Here is a 16109-nt window from a genome sequence, read left to right as displayed (position 1 = left end):
GGTATTCAATTTTCGTCTCCACCAAGAGTAGCCAGGCGCATGATTCCTTCCTGGCTGAATTCGGACTCGTTTAGCTCACCTCTAATGCGGCCGGTCGCCATCACATAGATGCGGTCGCACACTGCAATCAGTTCCGGCAACTCGGATGAAATGACCACGACCGCTCTGCCTTCCTGAGCCAGCTCGAATATGATTTTGTAGATTTCGAATTTGGCGCCGACGTCGATGCCGCGAGTCGGTTCGTCAAGAATCAGGATCTCGGGATCGCAGAGCATCCATTTGGCGAGCATCACTTTCTGCTGATTGCCGCCGCTGAGCAGCCCGATCTGCGTATTGAAGTTCGGCGCCTTCACTTTCATGCGGTGACTCACACCATCTATCAGGCGCTTTTCGCGTTTTGCGTCGCGGTAGCCTCGCCTGATGAACTTGTCGAGTGACACGAGGCCTGTGTTTTCGGTGATGCTGCGCATCGGCACGATGCCGTAGCGCTTGCGGTCTTCGGACAGCATCGCGATGCGGAGCCGAATGGCGTCCTGCACGGTCCTGATACGCACCGGCTTGCCATGCACGCGGACTTCGCCTTCCGTGTACGGATCGAGACCGAACACGGTGCGAACCACTTCCGTCCGTCCTGCGCCCATCAGCCCGGCCAGACCGATGATCTCGCCCTTGCGAACACTGAAGCTGACATTCGAAAAGCGTTCCTCGTCGCCGAGTCCCTTCACTTCGAGCGCGGTCTCGCCGAACGTGCGAACCGGCTTCTCCGGATAGACGTTGTCGAGCTTGCGGCCCACCATCATCTGGATGATCGTCTCGATGTCGATGTCGCTCGCCGCACGCGTCGCGACATGGCTGCCATCGCGGATCACGGAGATATCGTCGGCAATGCGGTAAAGCTCTTCGAAGCGATGCGAGATGTAGACGATCCCCGCGCCCTTCGCTCTCAGTTCATTGATCTTCTTGAAGAGAACATCGACTTCTTTCGACGTGATCGCCGACGTCGGTTCATCGAAGATGATGATGTTCGCCTCGCGCGACACCGCCTTCATGATCTCGAGCATCTGAAGATCCGAGACGCTCAATTCCTTGAGTTTCGTATCGGGGCGGTAATGCAAGCCCTCTCTTTCGAGCAGCGCCTTCGCATCGGAATAAACCTTCTTCCAGTCGATCGAACCGAAACGTGTTCTCGGCTCGTCGCCGAGAAACAGCGACTGCGCGACGGTGATCTCGGGGATGTAGTTGAGCTCCTGCGTCACCATCGAAATCTTCAGCCGCCGCGCCGCCAGCGGCGTATCGATCTCGACCTTCTCGCCATTGACGAAGATTTCGCCGGCATCGGGCTGATAGATGCCGCTGACGATTTTCATCAACGTCGATTTGCCGGCGCCGTTCTCGCCGCAAATCACATGGACCGAGCCCTTGCGGACCGAGAAGCTCATGTCTTTCAGGGCGATGACGCCCGGAAAGCGCTTCTCGATGCCGCGCAACTCAAGAATTGGTGTGTCTCCCATCTTCATCGCCTTGTATCTGTGTGCAAGGAAGGGCCCGAAGCCCGCTCCGCCAGGAGCGCCGGGAGCGAAAGTGCGAACTTGCATGGCTGCCGTGCGACTTTTGCTCAACCGTGAACACACTCTACACATTAAAAGTTCAACATGCAACATCAATGGTTTAGTGTTACCACCAATGCGACACCGTAGAAATTGGTGAAGTTGATGGGAAGATAAGCCACAAACGCCACAAAATAGGGACTTTCAAGAATGCAGACTGGCCGTTGCGCTATCTGGCTCACCTGGGGAATGCCCTGGAAATAATGGTATAGTTTCACCATTCACAAAAGTTGGTGTTATAGTTAGATCACCAGCCAGACGTTTTCCGTCCGCAAGCCGAAGCGGCAGAACGACAAGAAGAGTTTCCGGGCGCCGGACTCCATCAACTTGACGCGAAGTGCAACCATGACCGATTTGAAACAACTGGAGCTACCGAGCCTGACCCGCGACATCCTCGGCGAGATCGAAGCCTCCCTGCGTCAGGTGAACGCCGCCGACCTCGATGCGCTCGTCGCCGAAATCGAGCGGGCTCCGAAGGTCTTCTGCCTGGGCGCCGGCAGGTCTGGCATCCTGCTGCAGGCCTTCTGCATGCGCCTCAACCATCTCGGCGTCGAGGCTTACATGGCAGGTGGATTGCCGTGCCCTCCCGTCGGCGCCAGCGATCTCATCATCGTGGCGTCGGGGTCGGGCGAGACCCGCAGCGTGTCCGCCGTCCTCGAACAGGGCCGGCAGGCGGGCGCGCGCGTTGCGCTGTTCACCGCACGCCGCTCGGGTGCCCGCTCGATGGATGCCGACGTGACCGTGGTGATCCCCGCGCCCAGCGGACTGGTGAACCGCGAACATCCGCAGAATCTGCAGCCGATGCGCACCCTGTTCGAGCAGGGCTTCTTCCTGCTATGCGAGGCGATTGTTTGCTGGCTGAAACTGAAGAAAGGCATTGGTGAGGAAGAGATGGCGCAGCGGCATGCAAATCTCGAATGAGCACCAGAAGACGCTGAACGACTGACGATCCGGCGCCCGATGTACTCCATCGGGCGTTTTGCATTCCAGGGAACGATGCGGCCGTGCACCCGGTGCTGTTGCTTTCGAGCGCAGCAGGTATCGAAAATGTTTATCGGTCAAAATCTTCCGGAGAACACGCGGAGGGCCTGAATGACCGTGTTTTATGGCTTCCGCCCGTCCGCACAGCATGCTTTGGGCCATCTGAACCCCGATTGACACGCGTGCCCGCCTTGCTATCTCATGCGCTTATCCAACGCTGGATGCGCTTCATTGAAGTCCCGTCTGGCGACGCACCATGTCAAGGGATTTTCAGCTATGGCAAAAATCATCGGCGGCCTTGCCGCATCGCACACCCCCACAATCGGCTTCGCGTTCGACAAGAACAAGCGTGACGACCCCGTCTGGGCGCCCATCTTCGAGAACTTCGCGCCGCTGTCCGACTGGATCGCCGAGAAGCGTCCCGACGTGCTGGTGACGATCTACAACGACCACGTCACGTCGTTCTTCTTCGACCACTACTCCGCGTTCGCGCTCGGCGTCGGCGAGCAATGGCAGGTCGCGGACGAAGGCGGCGGTGCGCGCGACCTGCCCGCCATCAAGGGACATCCGGAATTCGCCGCGCACATCGGCAAGTCGCTGATGACGGACGAATTCGACATGTCGTTCTTCCAGAACAAGGCGCTCGACCACGGCTGCTTCTCGCCGCTGTCGATGCTGTGCCCGCACAAGCCCGAGTGGCCGGTCAAACTCATTCCGCTGCAAATGGGCGTGCTGCAACTGCCGGTGCCGAGCGCGCGCCGCTTTTACAAGCTCGGTCAGGCGCTGCGCCGCGCGATCGAAAGCTATCCGGAAGACCTGAAGGTCGCTGTTCTCGCGACGGGTGGCCTGTCGCATCAGGTGCATGGCGAACGCTCCGGCTTCAACAACACCGCGTGGGACCAGCGCTTTCTCGACCTGTTCGAGCGCGACCCCGAGCAGCTCGCGAGCATGACGATTGCGGAGTATGCGGAACTCGGCGGTTATGAAGGCGCGGAAGTCATCATGTGGCTCACGATGCGCGGCGCGCTGTCGTCGAATGTGGTGTGCAAGCATCGCAGCTATTACCTGCCGTCGATGGCGGGCATCGCGACGGCCATCTACGAAGTCGAAGACAGCGAACCGAACCCGGCCAACGTCGAGCGTCATCGCGAGAAGATGGCAGTCGAACTGAAGAATGTCGAGAAGCTCGAAGGCACGTATCCGTTCTCGATCGAAACTGCCGTCCGCGCATACCGTATCAACGACTACCTGCATCGCATGGTCGAGCCCGAGCATCGCGAAGCGTTCAAGCGCGATGAGGAAGCCAGCTTCGAGGCAGCGGGACTCACGGAACAGGAACGCGACCTGATTCGCCGCCGCGACTGGCAAGGGCTGCTCCATTACGGCGTGATCTTCTTCATGCTCGAAAAGCTCGGCGCCGTCACGGGTATTTCCAATCTGCACATCTATGCCGCGATGCGTGGAGAAACGCTCGAGGCATTCCAGAAAACACGCAACGCGCCAGGCGCGCTCTATTCGGTTGCCGGCAAGGGTGGGCAGAACGTGTCGTGGGACAAGTCCTCGTCAGACAAGCAATAGGCTGCACGAGCGCTCATTCATTGCCACCGCTTGCGCAGTCCACGACCTGAAAGAGAAAGCAACGATGATCATTGATATTCACGGCCACTACACCACGGCACCCAAAGCGCTGGAAGCGTGGCGCAACCGTCAGATCGCCGGCATCAAGAGCCCGGCAGACATGCCGCACGTATCCGAATTGCGGATTGGCGACGACGAACTGCGCGAATCGATCGAGAACAATCAGCTGCGCCTGATGCGCGAACGCGGACTCGACCTGACCATCTTCAGTCCTCGCGCGAGCTTTATGGCGCATCACATCGGCGACTTCGAAGTGTCGAGCACGTGGGCAGCCATCTGCAACGAACTGTGCTTCCGCGTCAGCCAGCTCTTCCCGGACAGCTTCATTCCCGCAGCGATGCTGCCGCAAAGTCCCGGCGTCGATGTGAAGACGTGCATTCCCGAACTGGTGAAATGCGTCGAGCAATATGGGAATGTCGCGATCAACCTGAATCCCGATCCTTCTGGCGGACACTGGACGAGCCCGCCGCTGTCGGACCGGTACTGGTACCCGATCTACGAGAAGATGGTCGAGTACGACATCCCCGCGATGATTCACGTGAGCACGAGCTGCAATGCGTGTTTCCACACGACAGGTGCGCATTATCTGAATGCCGATACGACCGCGTTCATGCAATGCCTGACGTCGGACCTCTTCCAGGATTTCCCGACGCTGCGCTTCGTGATCCCGCACGGCGGCGGCGCCGCGCCGTATCACTGGGGACGCTTCCGCGGACTCGCGCAGGAACTGAAAAAGCCGCTGCTCACAGAACATCTGCTGAACAACGTGTTCTTCGACACCTGTGTCTATCACCAGCCGGGCATCGATCTTCTGACGCGCGTGATTCCCGTCGAGAACATTCTGTTCGCGAGTGAAATGATCGGCGCCGTGCGCGGTATCGATCCGGAAACGGGCTTCAATTACGACGATACGAAGCGCTACATCGAAGCCGCAAATGTGGATGCCGAAGACCGGTACAAGATTTACGAGGGCAACGCACGGCGTGTCTATCCGCGTCTGGACGCAGCACTCAAGGCAAAGGGAGTTTGACCATGTATGAAATGGGAGTGGTGTACCGCAACATCAAACGCGCGGACAAGGATGTCGCATCCAAACTGGGCGCGCTCGGTTCAGCCACGGTACACGAAGCGATGGGTAGAAGCGGCCTTCTCAAGCCGTACATGCGCCCGATTTACCCGCACGCGCAGGCAAGCGGCACGGCAGTCACGGTACTGCTGCATCCCGGCGACAACTGGATGATGCATGTCGCGGCCGAACAGATCCAGCCGGGCGACATCGTCGTTGCAGCAATTACGGCAGACTGCACCGATGGTTACTTCGGCGACCTGCTGGCGACGAGCTTCAAGGCGCGCGGCGCAACCGGCCTCATTATCGATGCCGGTGTGCGCGATGCCAGAGTGCTGGAGGAAATGGGTTTCCCCGTGTGGAGCAAGGCGATTTCGTCTAAAGGGACGATCAAGGCGACGCTGGGTTCCGTCAACATTCCCGTGGTCTGCGCGGGTGCTCTCGTTTCGCCCGGCGATGTGATCGTCGCTGACTTCGACGGCGTGGTGGCCGTGCCCGCTTCGGCAGCGGCAGCCGTGCTCGACAAGGCCACTGCGCGGGAAGCACTGGAAGCGGAAAAACGCGCGAAGCTCGCATCCGGCGTGCTGGGACTCGACATGTACAACATGCGCGACCCGCTGAAGCAAGCCGGCCTGCGCTACATCGACTGATCGATGGCGAACATGACGACCGATACCTCGAACACGCCGCTGACCGTCATTTCGTCGATGGCGACGCGTCGTGTGTTGACGCAGCTCGCGCAAGCGTATGAAGCCGCGTCCGGGCTGCCTGTTTCGATCGTGTCGGTCGGTGGCGTCGAAGCGTCTCGCCGTATCCGGGAAGGCGAGCACGTCGATGTCGTCGTCCTCGCCGCCGGAGCCCTCGAAAAGCTCGAGCACGACGGGCATATCGTTACCGGAAGCCGCGTCGACGTCGCACGATCGCAGATCGCCGTCGCTGTCAGGCGTGGCGCGCCGCGTTGCGACATCAGCACCGAGTCTGCCGTACGCGCTGCCATGCTGAACGCTCGCACGATCGGATATTCAACGGGACCGAGCGGAACGCATATCGTCAATCTGCTTCATCGGTGGGGTCTTGCCGATGACTTCGCGAACCGGATCGTCGAAGCGCCACCCGGCGTACCCGTTGCGAGCCTGATCGCCGAAGGAAAGGCTGAAATCGGCTTTCAGCAATTGAGCGAACTCGTCGACGAACCGGGAATCGATGTGAGCGGAGTGCTTCCGGCAGCGATTCAGGCCGTCACTGTGTTTTCCGCCGCGATCTGTTCGACATCGCAGCGACACGAAGAGGCGACCGCGTTCCTCGCCCATCTCGCCTCTCACGATGGCGACGAAATAAAAGTCCGTTACGGAATGACGGCTGTCTGACTTCGATTCAGCCGTAACGCGCTATTTCACATGCATGCGGCCTCATTTGAAATGAGGCCGCATCGTCAATCCCGCGACAGTACGCTCGCGCGTCAAACCCTGCATCTGTTTGCAGTATTTTCCACGCTGACGGATCGCGTACCATCGGCACTCGGCCTTCCGCAGCGCTGACGGGCACCTCGATTCCATTCGTCTGCACAATCGGTCGACGCGCGAAACCTTGCGCATGCACCCGCTGAGGGCATCTTCCACTCACACGGCATACAACGCCAATGCGATCCGGATGAACTGCACGCGCATTGCCGCGAAGACGGGAAAGTAGTGGAAAGCGAGTAAACCGGTACAGAAACTGCTGCAATACCATGTATGGAATTGATCTGAATGCTTTTGAAAGCGGATCATCCGCCCGACCCGGATGCATGCTGCATTGCGACCTGAACCGCCACGATGAGCAAACCTCTCTCTCGACCGGTAAGCACGGACCTGGATGACGCGACTTTGCCGGAAAGCCGTCTGCCGTCCCGCAACTTCGCTCGCGCAAGAAAAGTACTGCTCTTCATACTGGCCGTCACCGTGGCTGTTCCATTGGGATGCCTCGCCGGCTACGGCTATTACACCTATAAGCAGCGCTACAACAATGCAGTCGAAGCGAGCGAACGGATGAGCCGTGTCGCGCAGGAGCAGGCTCTGAAGGTCATGGACCTGAATACCGAACTGGTTTCCCGGGTCGATGAACTGCTCGCCGACCAGACAGACGAGCAGATCGTGCGCGACCAGGCCGACATTCATCGCCGGCTGGAGAAGATTGCAGGCGGCTTTCCGCAAGTCGCGGCCATTTCGGCATTCGGCACGTCCGGGCAGCTTCTCGTGAGCAGCCGCTTCTATCCTGTTCCTGCCGTCAACATCCAGACACGCGACGATTTCATTAATGCAAGGCACTATCAGCCGGAAGCCTATGTGTCGCTGCCGATGCAGGCGAGCGTGTCGAAGGTCAGCGTGTTCAACGTCGCGCAAGCGCGCCGCGCTGCCGACGGGCAATTTCACGGCGTCATTTCGGTTGCATTACGCCGCGATTACTTTTCCAGCTTTTATCAGAAACTCGTCGACGAAGATTCTGCGAATTTCATCGGGCTCTATCGGCGCGATGGCTCGTTGCTCACGAGCTTCCCCAATAACGCTCCCGGTCTGGATGCGCTGGAATCGAACATGCTGGCCAATGCGTTTTCCCGCAATGAGTTTGTCGGTCAGCTGGAAACATCGACTTTCTCAGACGGACAAAAGCGTTTTATCGCTTATCGCCGGGTCGACGGCTATGGCCTTTACGTCGCAGTCGGGTTTCCTGTCGCAGAGCTTTATTCGGTCTGGCTGCATCACTTCATTCTGATTTGTGCACTGGCTGGCCTGCCTTGCATCGGTATCTGGCTGCTGATCGGCTTTTCGCTGAAGCAGCTATCGACGGAAGAAAACTCCTGGATGCAATGGCGAACGGAAGCGGGCCGCCGTCTCGATGCAGAAGAAGCCGCGAGGCATTTGCAGCGCGCGAGTGCGTTGGGCAATCTGGTCGCAAGCGTCGCTCACGACGTCAACAACTACCTCGTGATCGTGAAGTCGAACATGGCCATGGCGAGGTCCAAAGGCTACCGGGAAACCACCACTGAAATGGCTTCGATTGAGCGCGCCACACGCGCTGTCGAGAGCCTCGTTCGCACCTTGATGGGTTCAGCCAGGAAGCAGCCTGTAAAGCTCACGCAGGTGAACCCCGCACATCTGCTGCCGAAAATGCAACAGGTCGTGCAGGCCACGGTAGGCGATTCCGTCGCAACCAGCATCGACGTCGCGCCCGAGATCTGGACCATCCGCACGGATGTCGCGGAACTGGAACTGGCGATCGTGAATCTGGCGCTCAATGCTCGCGACGCCATGCATCGCGCGGGAAAGTTCTCGGTGCGCGCACAGAACGTCGAGGTCGCGTCCCATAGCGTCGGCGTGCCGGCGGGCGACTACGTGATGATCTCCGCGTCCGACAACGGCGAAGGCATGAGCGCGGCTGTCGCTATGCAGGCTTTCGAACCGCTCTTCACGACGAAGACGGGCAGCGCGCATCCCGGCCTTGGCCTGTCACAGGTCATGGCCGTGTGCGAGGCAAGTGGAGGAACCGCGAAAATCACCAGTGAGCCAGGTGTGGGCACAACGGTGCGTCTCTACTTTCCGAGAAGCAGCGTGCGCGATATTGCGGCTGTGAGTGAAATTGCCGATTCATCGCCAGTTGCCGGGAGTCAACAGGTGCTGCTGATCGAAGACAATCACGAAGTCGCGGCAAGCCTGTCTGCCGTGCTCGAAATGATGGGGCACGCCGTCACACACTATCCGAGCGCAGACGACGCACTGCCCGCGCTGCAATCCGGCCAGGCATTCAAACTCGTACTGTCCGACGTACAGATGCCCGGCGACATGAACGGCATCGACCTTGCCGAATGGGTGAAGCAACATCGCCCGGAACAACCGCTTGTGCTGATGACGGGTTACGCGGACGAACTGGAAAGAGCGAAGCATATGGGCGTGCCGATTTTCGCCAAGCCTTTCGACGCCGAAGATCTCGAGGCGCTATTGGGCGCGTGAAAAATGCGGCACTGCCGGTTCAATCCGCCAGTGCCGCATTCTATTCTGGCCGCCGTATTCCCCTCGCCTTTTATCGCCCCTTGTAACTCAACGTCGCCGGATCGCTATTGCGGAAGATGGGGAACCACGGTGAGACCAATCCTCCACCTGCCTTGACGATCGTCTCGCAATCCCTGGTCTTTGTGTCACAGCGACGAAGTTCTCCTGTCGTATCCGGCGCATTGCCGGAAATGGGAATATAAAGTTTCCCTTCGGGACCAAAGACGATCGCCTGCGCGCTCGCGCGCGACGCTCCCGGTTTCGACAACGGCAAAGAATCGATCACTTTTCCGCTTCTCACATCGAACTTGAGAATCCTGTCGACATCATCCGAATCTTTGACGTTACGAAAACTGGTGACCCAGAGATAGCCCTTGTCGTCGAACGCAAGCCCTTCGGGCCGGTGAAAACCCAGATTCAGCTTTTGGTCCCGTACTGTGTCATTCGTTGCAATGACTGCATCGAGTCGATGCGTATCCGGATCGAAGCGAAGCAGATAAGCGAGAAGCGCGACCTTGGGATCGGCCGAAGTCGGGCAGCCTCGCGCCGCGACATACAACATGCCGTCGGGGCCGAACACCACGCCGCGCGGATAGAAACCAGGCTTGAACCTGCTGTGATCGAGCACGCCAATCCAGCCGCCCCACTGGTTGTATTCTCTGATATCGCCTTCGTCCTTCTTGTAGCAGTTCTGGTCGTTCGTGCTCGCGACGATGTCCGCCACGTAATAGTGGTCTTGCTGATAGGGGTGACGCCAATCCCGCGAGCCGCCTCCAAAAACAATGCCCTGCGGCGCATACGCAGCATGCCTGTCGTCGAAAGAAACCAGAAACTGTTTGAACGTACCCTTCCTGCCGTCGAACCTGAGAATATCGCCATTCTCTGTACCGAAGTTCTGATTACTGGCAATCAGTTCTCCGTCTACAAAGATAAGACCCATCACGCCATTCAATCCGTTAGGGAAATTCGTCGAAGCGAACGTTTGCACCACACCCGTCGAGATATTGACCTGTTTGATAGTGCTATCACCGACATCGCCGATAAAGATATCGATCCCGTCATTGCCACGCGACAGTGCATCGTCGGCTCTGACTGCCTGGCCTGCAAGCAATCCGCCCACGACGACAGCGCCCGTGACTAGCGTGCGCATTGAATCCATTTTCATGGCTGACCTCCATGGAACTGTGTCGAAGCATTCCTCGTATAGACCGTACCGGCTGCATCGTCGCAATAGCTCGCACCAGCCGGCGCCACCTGCCACTGACTCATTTCCTGATGATCAAGCAGCCTCCTCAATGCCTGAGTCGCATCGACACGCCGCTGCATACATAGCCAGCGAGCGCCATTGCGAAGGCACGTGAGGCCTGCAAACGTGGCGCGCGGGCATTCGGCCAGGTCAAGCGGCTATTCCGCTCCTGGTTACGATGGGTGTGAATGCTGACGCGCCGGACTTTATTTGAGTTTTATTAAAGCTCTTGAGGAGAAGCTGAAGTCCATTTGAAGCGTTGGCGCCATCCGCTGCCGTGCGAATGCCTTCGCCGCGATCGCGCCTGTCCGGCGCGCGGATTCAAACGACGTAATGCTCGACGTCCGCCTGTCCAATGCCCTCGGATTCATGATGATCCTCGTTTGATCTATTGTGCTTCTGCTTCCTGTTTTGCTACGCCTGAAACCGGTCTGTCTGTTTTTAAACGGGAGCTATTAGCTCCGGATCGAAAAGAAAAAGGCAAAGCGCGGCCATGCCTGCTTGAGCAAGGCCAGATTGAAAAAAAGGAATGAACGTCTGCTGCCCACGCGACAGACTGGCTAACCCAGGTTCCGTTATGTCGATAGTTTTATTCGGGAACCTCGGTTCGATTGAGCATAGGTCGGATGTAGACAAATGCAAGATTCGGCAAGCCGACCGTTAATGTACCCGTTGGTCGAACGTCAGCGACGGGCGCCGCGGCGTCACATGTGTACCCGGCCCTGCCTCCATCCGCTCAAGGTCGAATGGTTGCGAACGCACCCGCGCGCGTTTCGCCATCCGGAATGAGGGTCCGTGTCACAAAACCGCTTGCTGCATGGCAGCGTGAGCGCAATGCGCATCGGAAAAACCCTTTTCGAATTATGAAATTAAACTTGCAAGCGATTGATTTTCATGCATAAAAATCATCGGAGAAGCGATCTATTCCGCACACGCCACGCCCTGCTTCTTCGGTACTCTCTTATACAAGAGGTGACGGCACGACGACCTTCAGTCGCGAATCACCCGGACGCTTTTTTCATACCGTTGGAGATAACCCATGCAGCACGTCTATATCGAACCCGTACCGAAGGGCCGCTGGGGGCCGATCGACGGCTACACCGTCGAATTCAAGGACGGCACGAAAGTCACCCCGGAGATCTACCGCTCGGAAACGCTCGCGGTCGGCGAAATCAAGCTGCGCGGCTATCTGCCGCTGCTTCCGAAAGTGCGCATCACCGACAAGGCCGTGACCGAGCACTGGCAGGCAGCCGAGGAATCGCTGGCGCAAGGCTGAAGCCGGCGAGTACCCGCATCGACGCAATTCACGCGTGCTTCGCGCCCGTCACCGGGCGAGGCACGTGCACGCTTTCCCTCCTGCTCAAAGCTACTCAATGCGCCCGCGCCGATTGTCTCTAATCGGTTGCCAAAGCGTTTCGTCCGCGACGGTTTATCCCGTGCGCTGTCACCGTCATACTGATGTCCATTCGCGCAACGCAATTTCATGGGCAACGTAGATGGTGACCAGACAGATCATCGATTCAGGCGCGTACCTGCAACACTTCGAGTCCTTGCCGGATCTGTGGACGCTCGAACAGATCGACGCCTCGCTCGAAGCAACGCTGCAGGCAAGGCCGGCCGACGCCACATCGACCTGGATCTTCGCGTACGGCTCGCTCATCTGGAACCCGATGATCGAGTTCGACAAACGGATGGTCGCGACGCTGCACGGCTGGCAGCGCAGTTTCTGCCTGCAGATGACGGTGGGCCGCGCAAGCCCCGAGCGCCCGGGCCGGATGCTCGCGCTGCGCCCCGGCGGCCATACGGGCGGCATCGCATTGCAACTGCGCGACACGGCATCGGGCGACGCACTGCGGGCGATCTGGATCCGCGAGATGGTGCTCGGCTCCTACCGTCCGACATGGGCGCCCGTCACGCTCGAAGACGGTAGCGAAACGCACGCGATCGCTTTCGTCGCCGACGAGTCGCGCGAGCAGTTCCAGCCCGATTCGTCCGTTGAGACCGTCGCCCCGCTGATCGGCTGCGCGGCGGGCCCGTTCGGCAGCAATGCCGAGTATCTGTTCATGCTGCACGCCGCACTTGCGGAGTGCGGCGTGAGCGATCCCTATGTCGACGCGATCGTGCGAGAAATCGAGCGCTCGCCGTTGCGCGACGCGTGCGGCGAACGGTAAGCATCGCTTCGACGCACAACGACGCAGCATCGGCAAATTTCAGGCGATGCGTTGTCTTCACGAAAGCAGATTTGGCGAAAGCAGTTTGAGCATCTCGCCTCTATTGGAATGGCGAACGCTTGCTGAACCGGTTGCGTTGTCCGCCTCGCTGGGTCCGGCTGACATCGCTTCGTTCGCGACTACGACAAACTGAAAAACGGTGCCGCGTGGCTGGTTCTCGCTGAACCATATCTTGCCGTTATGGGCCTCGATGATAGAGCGGCAGATCGACAGACCCATCCCCATGCCATGCGGCTTCCTGGTAAAGAGCGGATCGAAGATACGGGAAGCGTCATGCGACTCGACTCCTGTCCCGGTGTCTGCCACGAGTATCTTCACGTGACCGTTCTCGTGAATGCCGGATTTAATCTCCAGTATCCGAGGCTCGTCCCTGTTCGCCATCGAATCGATGGCATTGGTGATCAGGTTCAGAAGCACCTGCTGCAACTGGATCGGGTCTCCCGTTACCTGCGGGAGGCGTTCGTTCAGATCCAGGCGAACCGTGATCCCATGTCGCTGCAGATCGCCTCGTACGAGGGCAACCGTTTCAGGGACGAGGCTGTTGAGTTCGAACGCCACCCTGTTCAGTTCTTTCTTCCTGAACATCACCCGGACCCGTTCGACGACTGCATCCGCGCGACGACCATCGGCTTCGATCTGTTTCAGCACCATCTTCGCTTCGTCGAGATCCGGCGGCGTGAGATTGAGCCAGCGCGTGCCCACCTGGGCTGACAGGACGATCGCGGCCAAGGGCTGCCGCACTTCGTGCGCGATCGTGGCCGCGATTGCATCCCCGGTCAGCAACCTTGCTTCACGCTCGCGGCGTTGGGCGAGATCGGCGCGGACCAGTTGCGTATAGAGCATCGACACTTCATAGAGCAGCACGAACAGCACGAGACAGGCGGACAGAAGCGCACTGATCCGCGCGACGTACCAGCCGAACGTAAAGCGCACTGGAACGGGAAACGCGAGCAGCGAAACTTCGATCACGTACGCGCATAGCACCACTTTCAACCAGAGATCGAGCACCGAGCGACTCCGGAACCAGAGTACAGCGAGCGCGACGATATCCAGAAACACCAGCCCTGCAGCAAGACGCGGCCAGAGCGGCGAAAGGTGGATCGGATCGAGAACGAGACGGGGCATGCGGGCGTCTTCATTTATCACGAGGTAGGTCGCGCCGCACGCAACGACCACACTCGCCACAACGCTCGAAAAAATGGCGGCCCTCGCGGAGCCACGCCACAACCATCGTGTGGGTTCCGCATCCTTCAGCAACGCATAGCCGGTGACAATGAACGGAAAGCTGACGTGCGACACGGTGTAGATCCAGGGCGTGCTCTGCAATCCGGCGCCCAGCAATCCGGTCGGCGCCAACACACCGGGAAACGTGAGCATCCACGGGATCAGCATGAGCGAAGTGAAAAGATATCCACTCGCGATCAAAAGAAGCGCGCTCGAACGCAAGATCGAGAATTGCGCGAACAGCACGATTGCCGTGATCGACCCCGTCACGAACATCGCCGTCGTGTAAGCGGGAATGAACGCGTCGATCCTTCCCAGATGCGTTTTCGCGAGCGGCCCGGCCGCCGAGCAGATGGCGACCAGCAAGGCGAGTACGACCGCCACAGCGAGCCGCTTCTGGGTCGGGCCGGGCGATAAGTCCGAGAGGAACAGATGCTGCTCGTGCGGTGCAATGTTCATGACCATTTTGCGCCTCATGTTCGCGTCTGAAATGCGCAGGAGGAAACGCGTACGGCGATGCGGTTTGCGGAACAGCCGAACTGCGAAGACTTTCGCCGCGTGCACAAGCTGAGCGCACCGGAGACTGTCATCTGAAGCGGGGCTCCGAACTGTCGTTCCGGCCCCCTTGGGTCGACAGATTACGAAGCGAAAATTGAATGTAACCCGTTTTACAGAACCCGTCTTTGAAGCGCTGGATGAATGGCGTCAACATCAGCGAGAAGATCACCAATCGCCACGCGGCCCGGAGGCAAAGCTTTCCGGGCCGCGTGCTTTACTGCGCTATCGTGCGCAACGCCGGTCTCACGCCAGCGTCTTCAGGTCCGTCACGGTGTACGACATCGACACGCGATAACCCGCACCCACACGCACAGGCGAGAGGTCCGAGATCTCTTCGCCGTCGGCCACCGGCAAGCTCAACTGCCCTTCCCCTGCCCATGCATCGACCATGCGCGGATTGTCCATGATCGACATCACGAGTTCGTGCACAGCAGGCGTGTCGTGCTGCCCTGCTGCGAGTCGCGGGAAGTGGCGCAGATTCACGATCGGACGCCCGGCGAGGCTGAGCGTCGACGGGTCGTCGACCTTGCCAGTCAGTCTGATTTCGGCACGCGCAATGCGCTGCCCCGCCGTCGATGCCGTCGCCGCGAAGCGCGCACCCGGCGCGACCTGCGCAGCAGCGAGACTGGGCGCCGCGAACGTGCGCGTCTGATGCACGGCGCCGAGGCGCTTCGGGAAGCCTTGAATCAGACCGCGCATCATCGCCGAGTCGTTGTCGACGAAGATGTACGGGCAGTAGGCAACCGGCTGGCCGTTGTACAGCGCATCCACGAGCACGAAAAATTCGCGGTACTGGTAACGCGCGGGATCCAGCAGTTCATCGTTTTCGCCCGTGAACTGCCAGTCGACGAACAGCGCGCTCGCATGTCCCGGCGACGCGGGATCGATCGTCAGACCTTCCGGCAAGGTCGCGGCCACGGCGGCGGGATCGGCCCAGAATTCGACGATCAGGAAATCGCCCGAATAGTGCCACGGCGGCGGCGGTGCGATGCTCGACAGGCCACGGGGCGAAAGAGGAACGGCGTATTGCTTCGACATGATTTTCTCCAGAATGGAATGTATTTGAACGACGAGTATCGCTGCGTATCAACTGGCCGCGGCGGCTGTCGGGCCATCGGCTGCCGGAGACGGGTTTCGTCCGGCCAGTCCGTTGCCCGCGGACCAGTTCTCGCTGGCCACTTCGATGAGGTTGATGAACACATCGGCAGGCTTGACGCCCGGGTGCCTCGCGAGTCGCGCAACAAGGTGTTCGTAGAAGCGCTGCTTGTCCTGCGCAGAACGTCCGGCTGTCAGCGTGATCTGGACCAGCAGCACGTCGGATGAACGCGTGTGCGGATACGTCGTGTTGACATGAAAGTTCGCGTCGTCGTGTTCGCTGACGGTCATGAAGAACGCTTGCGGATGCACGCCAAGCGACATGTGCAGCGTTTCGTGAATGCCCTCGAGCACAGCGGTGCGGTAAGCGGCCGGCTTGCCGCTGCGCATCGAGACATGAGTCATTGGCATGTGAAGCTCCTGAAGTGCGTTTGCTTG

13 protein-coding genes are annotated in these 16109 nt (G+C 59.3%); 8 read left to right on the top strand and 5 right to left on the bottom strand.

Annotated features, from left to right (window positions below; translation table 11 throughout):
• Positions 1–5 precede the first annotated feature (5 nt).
• Entirely contained in the window at positions 6–1511 is a 1506-nt protein-coding gene (locus G3O01_RS30955; RefSeq protein ID WP_241024404.1) for a sugar ABC transporter ATP-binding protein, read from the bottom strand.
• Between the two features lie 441 nt (positions 1512–1952).
• Between G3O01_RS30955 and hxlB the strand changes: the two genes are divergently transcribed.
• The 6 genes from hxlB (at position 1953) to G3O01_RS30925 (ending at position 9278) form a co-directional block, all read left to right on the top strand.
• Positions 1953–2528 carry a 6-phospho-3-hexuloisomerase gene (hxlB, locus tag G3O01_RS30950; RefSeq protein WP_205810730.1) on the top strand — a complete coding sequence of 192 codons (576 nt, stop codon included), beginning with the start codon at positions 1953–1955 and terminating at the stop codon, positions 2526–2528.
• A gap of 336 nt (positions 2529–2864) precedes the next feature.
• Complete coding sequence (locus G3O01_RS30945) at positions 2865–4166, top strand: gallate dioxygenase (protein WP_205810722.1); 1302 nt, start codon at positions 2865–2867, stop codon at positions 4164–4166.
• 64 nt (positions 4167–4230) lie between these two features.
• Positions 4231–5256, top strand: a complete 1026-nt coding sequence (locus G3O01_RS30940) for an amidohydrolase family protein (protein ID WP_205810713.1) — start codon at positions 4231–4233, stop codon at positions 5254–5256.
• 2 nt (positions 5257–5258) lie between these two features.
• The gene (gene ligK / locus G3O01_RS30935) at positions 5259–5942 is read left to right on the top strand and encodes a 4-carboxy-4-hydroxy-2-oxoadipate aldolase/oxaloacetate decarboxylase (protein WP_205810711.1); all 684 of its coding nucleotides are present in this window, start codon (positions 5259–5261) and stop codon (positions 5940–5942) included.
• A gap of 12 nt (positions 5943–5954) precedes the next feature.
• Positions 5955–6659, top strand: a complete 705-nt coding sequence (locus G3O01_RS30930) for a substrate-binding domain-containing protein (RefSeq protein WP_205810709.1) — start codon at positions 5955–5957, stop codon at positions 6657–6659.
• A 447-nt stretch (positions 6660–7106) separates the two neighbouring features.
• Positions 7107–9278: a hybrid sensor histidine kinase/response regulator gene (locus G3O01_RS30925; protein ID WP_205810707.1), complete on the top strand. Its 2172-nt coding sequence runs from the start codon at positions 7107–7109 to the stop codon at positions 9276–9278.
• A 70-nt stretch (positions 9279–9348) separates the two neighbouring features.
• Here the strand turns inward: G3O01_RS30925 and G3O01_RS30920 are convergent, their stop codons facing one another.
• Positions 9349–10437 carry a hypothetical protein gene (locus tag G3O01_RS30920; protein ID WP_205810705.1) on the bottom strand — a complete coding sequence of 363 codons (1089 nt, stop codon included), beginning with the start codon at positions 10435–10437 and terminating at the stop codon, positions 9349–9351.
• A gap of 1165 nt (positions 10438–11602) precedes the next feature.
• Between G3O01_RS30920 and G3O01_RS30915 the strand changes: the two genes are divergently transcribed.
• A complete protein-coding gene (locus tag G3O01_RS30915; protein ID WP_205810703.1) occupies positions 11603–11839 on the top strand; it encodes a hypothetical protein in 237 nt (78 codons plus the stop codon).
• A 220-nt stretch (positions 11840–12059) separates the two neighbouring features.
• Complete coding sequence (locus G3O01_RS30910; RefSeq protein WP_205810701.1) at positions 12060–12734, top strand: gamma-glutamylcyclotransferase; 675 nt, start codon at positions 12060–12062, stop codon at positions 12732–12734.
• A gap of 57 nt (positions 12735–12791) precedes the next feature.
• On the opposite strand, the gene G3O01_RS30905 is transcribed toward G3O01_RS30910, so the two are convergent.
• The 3 genes from G3O01_RS30905 to G3O01_RS30895 form a co-directional block, all read right to left on the bottom strand.
• Complete coding sequence (locus G3O01_RS30905; protein ID WP_205810693.1) at positions 12792–14477, bottom strand: MASE4 domain-containing protein; 1686 nt, start codon at positions 14475–14477, stop codon at positions 12792–12794.
• Between the two features lie 342 nt (positions 14478–14819).
• A complete protein-coding gene (locus tag G3O01_RS30900; protein WP_205810686.1) occupies positions 14820–15614 on the bottom strand; it encodes an acetoacetate decarboxylase family protein in 795 nt (264 codons plus the stop codon).
• 48 nt (positions 15615–15662) lie between these two features.
• On the bottom strand, positions 15663–16082 hold the full coding sequence (locus G3O01_RS30895; protein WP_205810684.1) for a tautomerase family protein: 420 nt from the start codon (positions 16080–16082) through the stop codon (positions 15663–15665).
• Positions 16083–16109 lie beyond the last annotated feature (27 nt).

The organism is Burkholderia sp. Ac-20365 (assembly GCF_017104715.1).
Lineage (GTDB): Bacteria > Pseudomonadota > Gammaproteobacteria > Burkholderiales > Burkholderiaceae > Paraburkholderia.
Note: the sequence above shows the minus strand (reverse complement) of the source record. Positions and strands in the feature narration are given on the sequence as shown.

Coding starts and splice junctions, on each gene's coding strand:
- ligK (WP_205810711.1), top strand. CDS start 5,259: ATGTATGAAATGGGAGTGGTGTACCGCAACATCAAACGCGCGGACAAG.
- G3O01_RS30955 (WP_241024404.1), bottom strand. CDS start 1,511: ATGGGAGACACACCAATTCTTGAGTTGCGCGGCATCGAGAAGCGCTTT.
- G3O01_RS30925 (WP_205810707.1), top strand. CDS start 7,107: ATGAGCAAACCTCTCTCTCGACCGGTAAGCACGGACCTGGATGACGCG.
- hxlB (WP_205810730.1), top strand. CDS start 1,953: ATGACCGATTTGAAACAACTGGAGCTACCGAGCCTGACCCGCGACATC.
- G3O01_RS30945 (WP_205810722.1), top strand. CDS start 2,865: ATGGCAAAAATCATCGGCGGCCTTGCCGCATCGCACACCCCCACAATC.
- G3O01_RS30910 (WP_205810701.1), top strand. CDS start 12,060: ATGGTGACCAGACAGATCATCGATTCAGGCGCGTACCTGCAACACTTC.
- G3O01_RS30900 (WP_205810686.1), bottom strand. CDS start 15,614: ATGTCGAAGCAATACGCCGTTCCTCTTTCGCCCCGTGGCCTGTCGAGC.
- G3O01_RS30905 (WP_205810693.1), bottom strand. CDS start 14,477: ATGAACATTGCACCGCACGAGCAGCATCTGTTCCTCTCGGACTTATCG.
- G3O01_RS30940 (WP_205810713.1), top strand. CDS start 4,231: ATGATCATTGATATTCACGGCCACTACACCACGGCACCCAAAGCGCTG.
- G3O01_RS30915 (WP_205810703.1), top strand. CDS start 11,603: ATGCAGCACGTCTATATCGAACCCGTACCGAAGGGCCGCTGGGGGCCG.
- G3O01_RS30895 (WP_205810684.1), bottom strand. CDS start 16,082: ATGCCAATGACTCATGTCTCGATGCGCAGCGGCAAGCCGGCCGCTTAC.
- G3O01_RS30930 (WP_205810709.1), top strand. CDS start 5,955: ATGACGACCGATACCTCGAACACGCCGCTGACCGTCATTTCGTCGATG.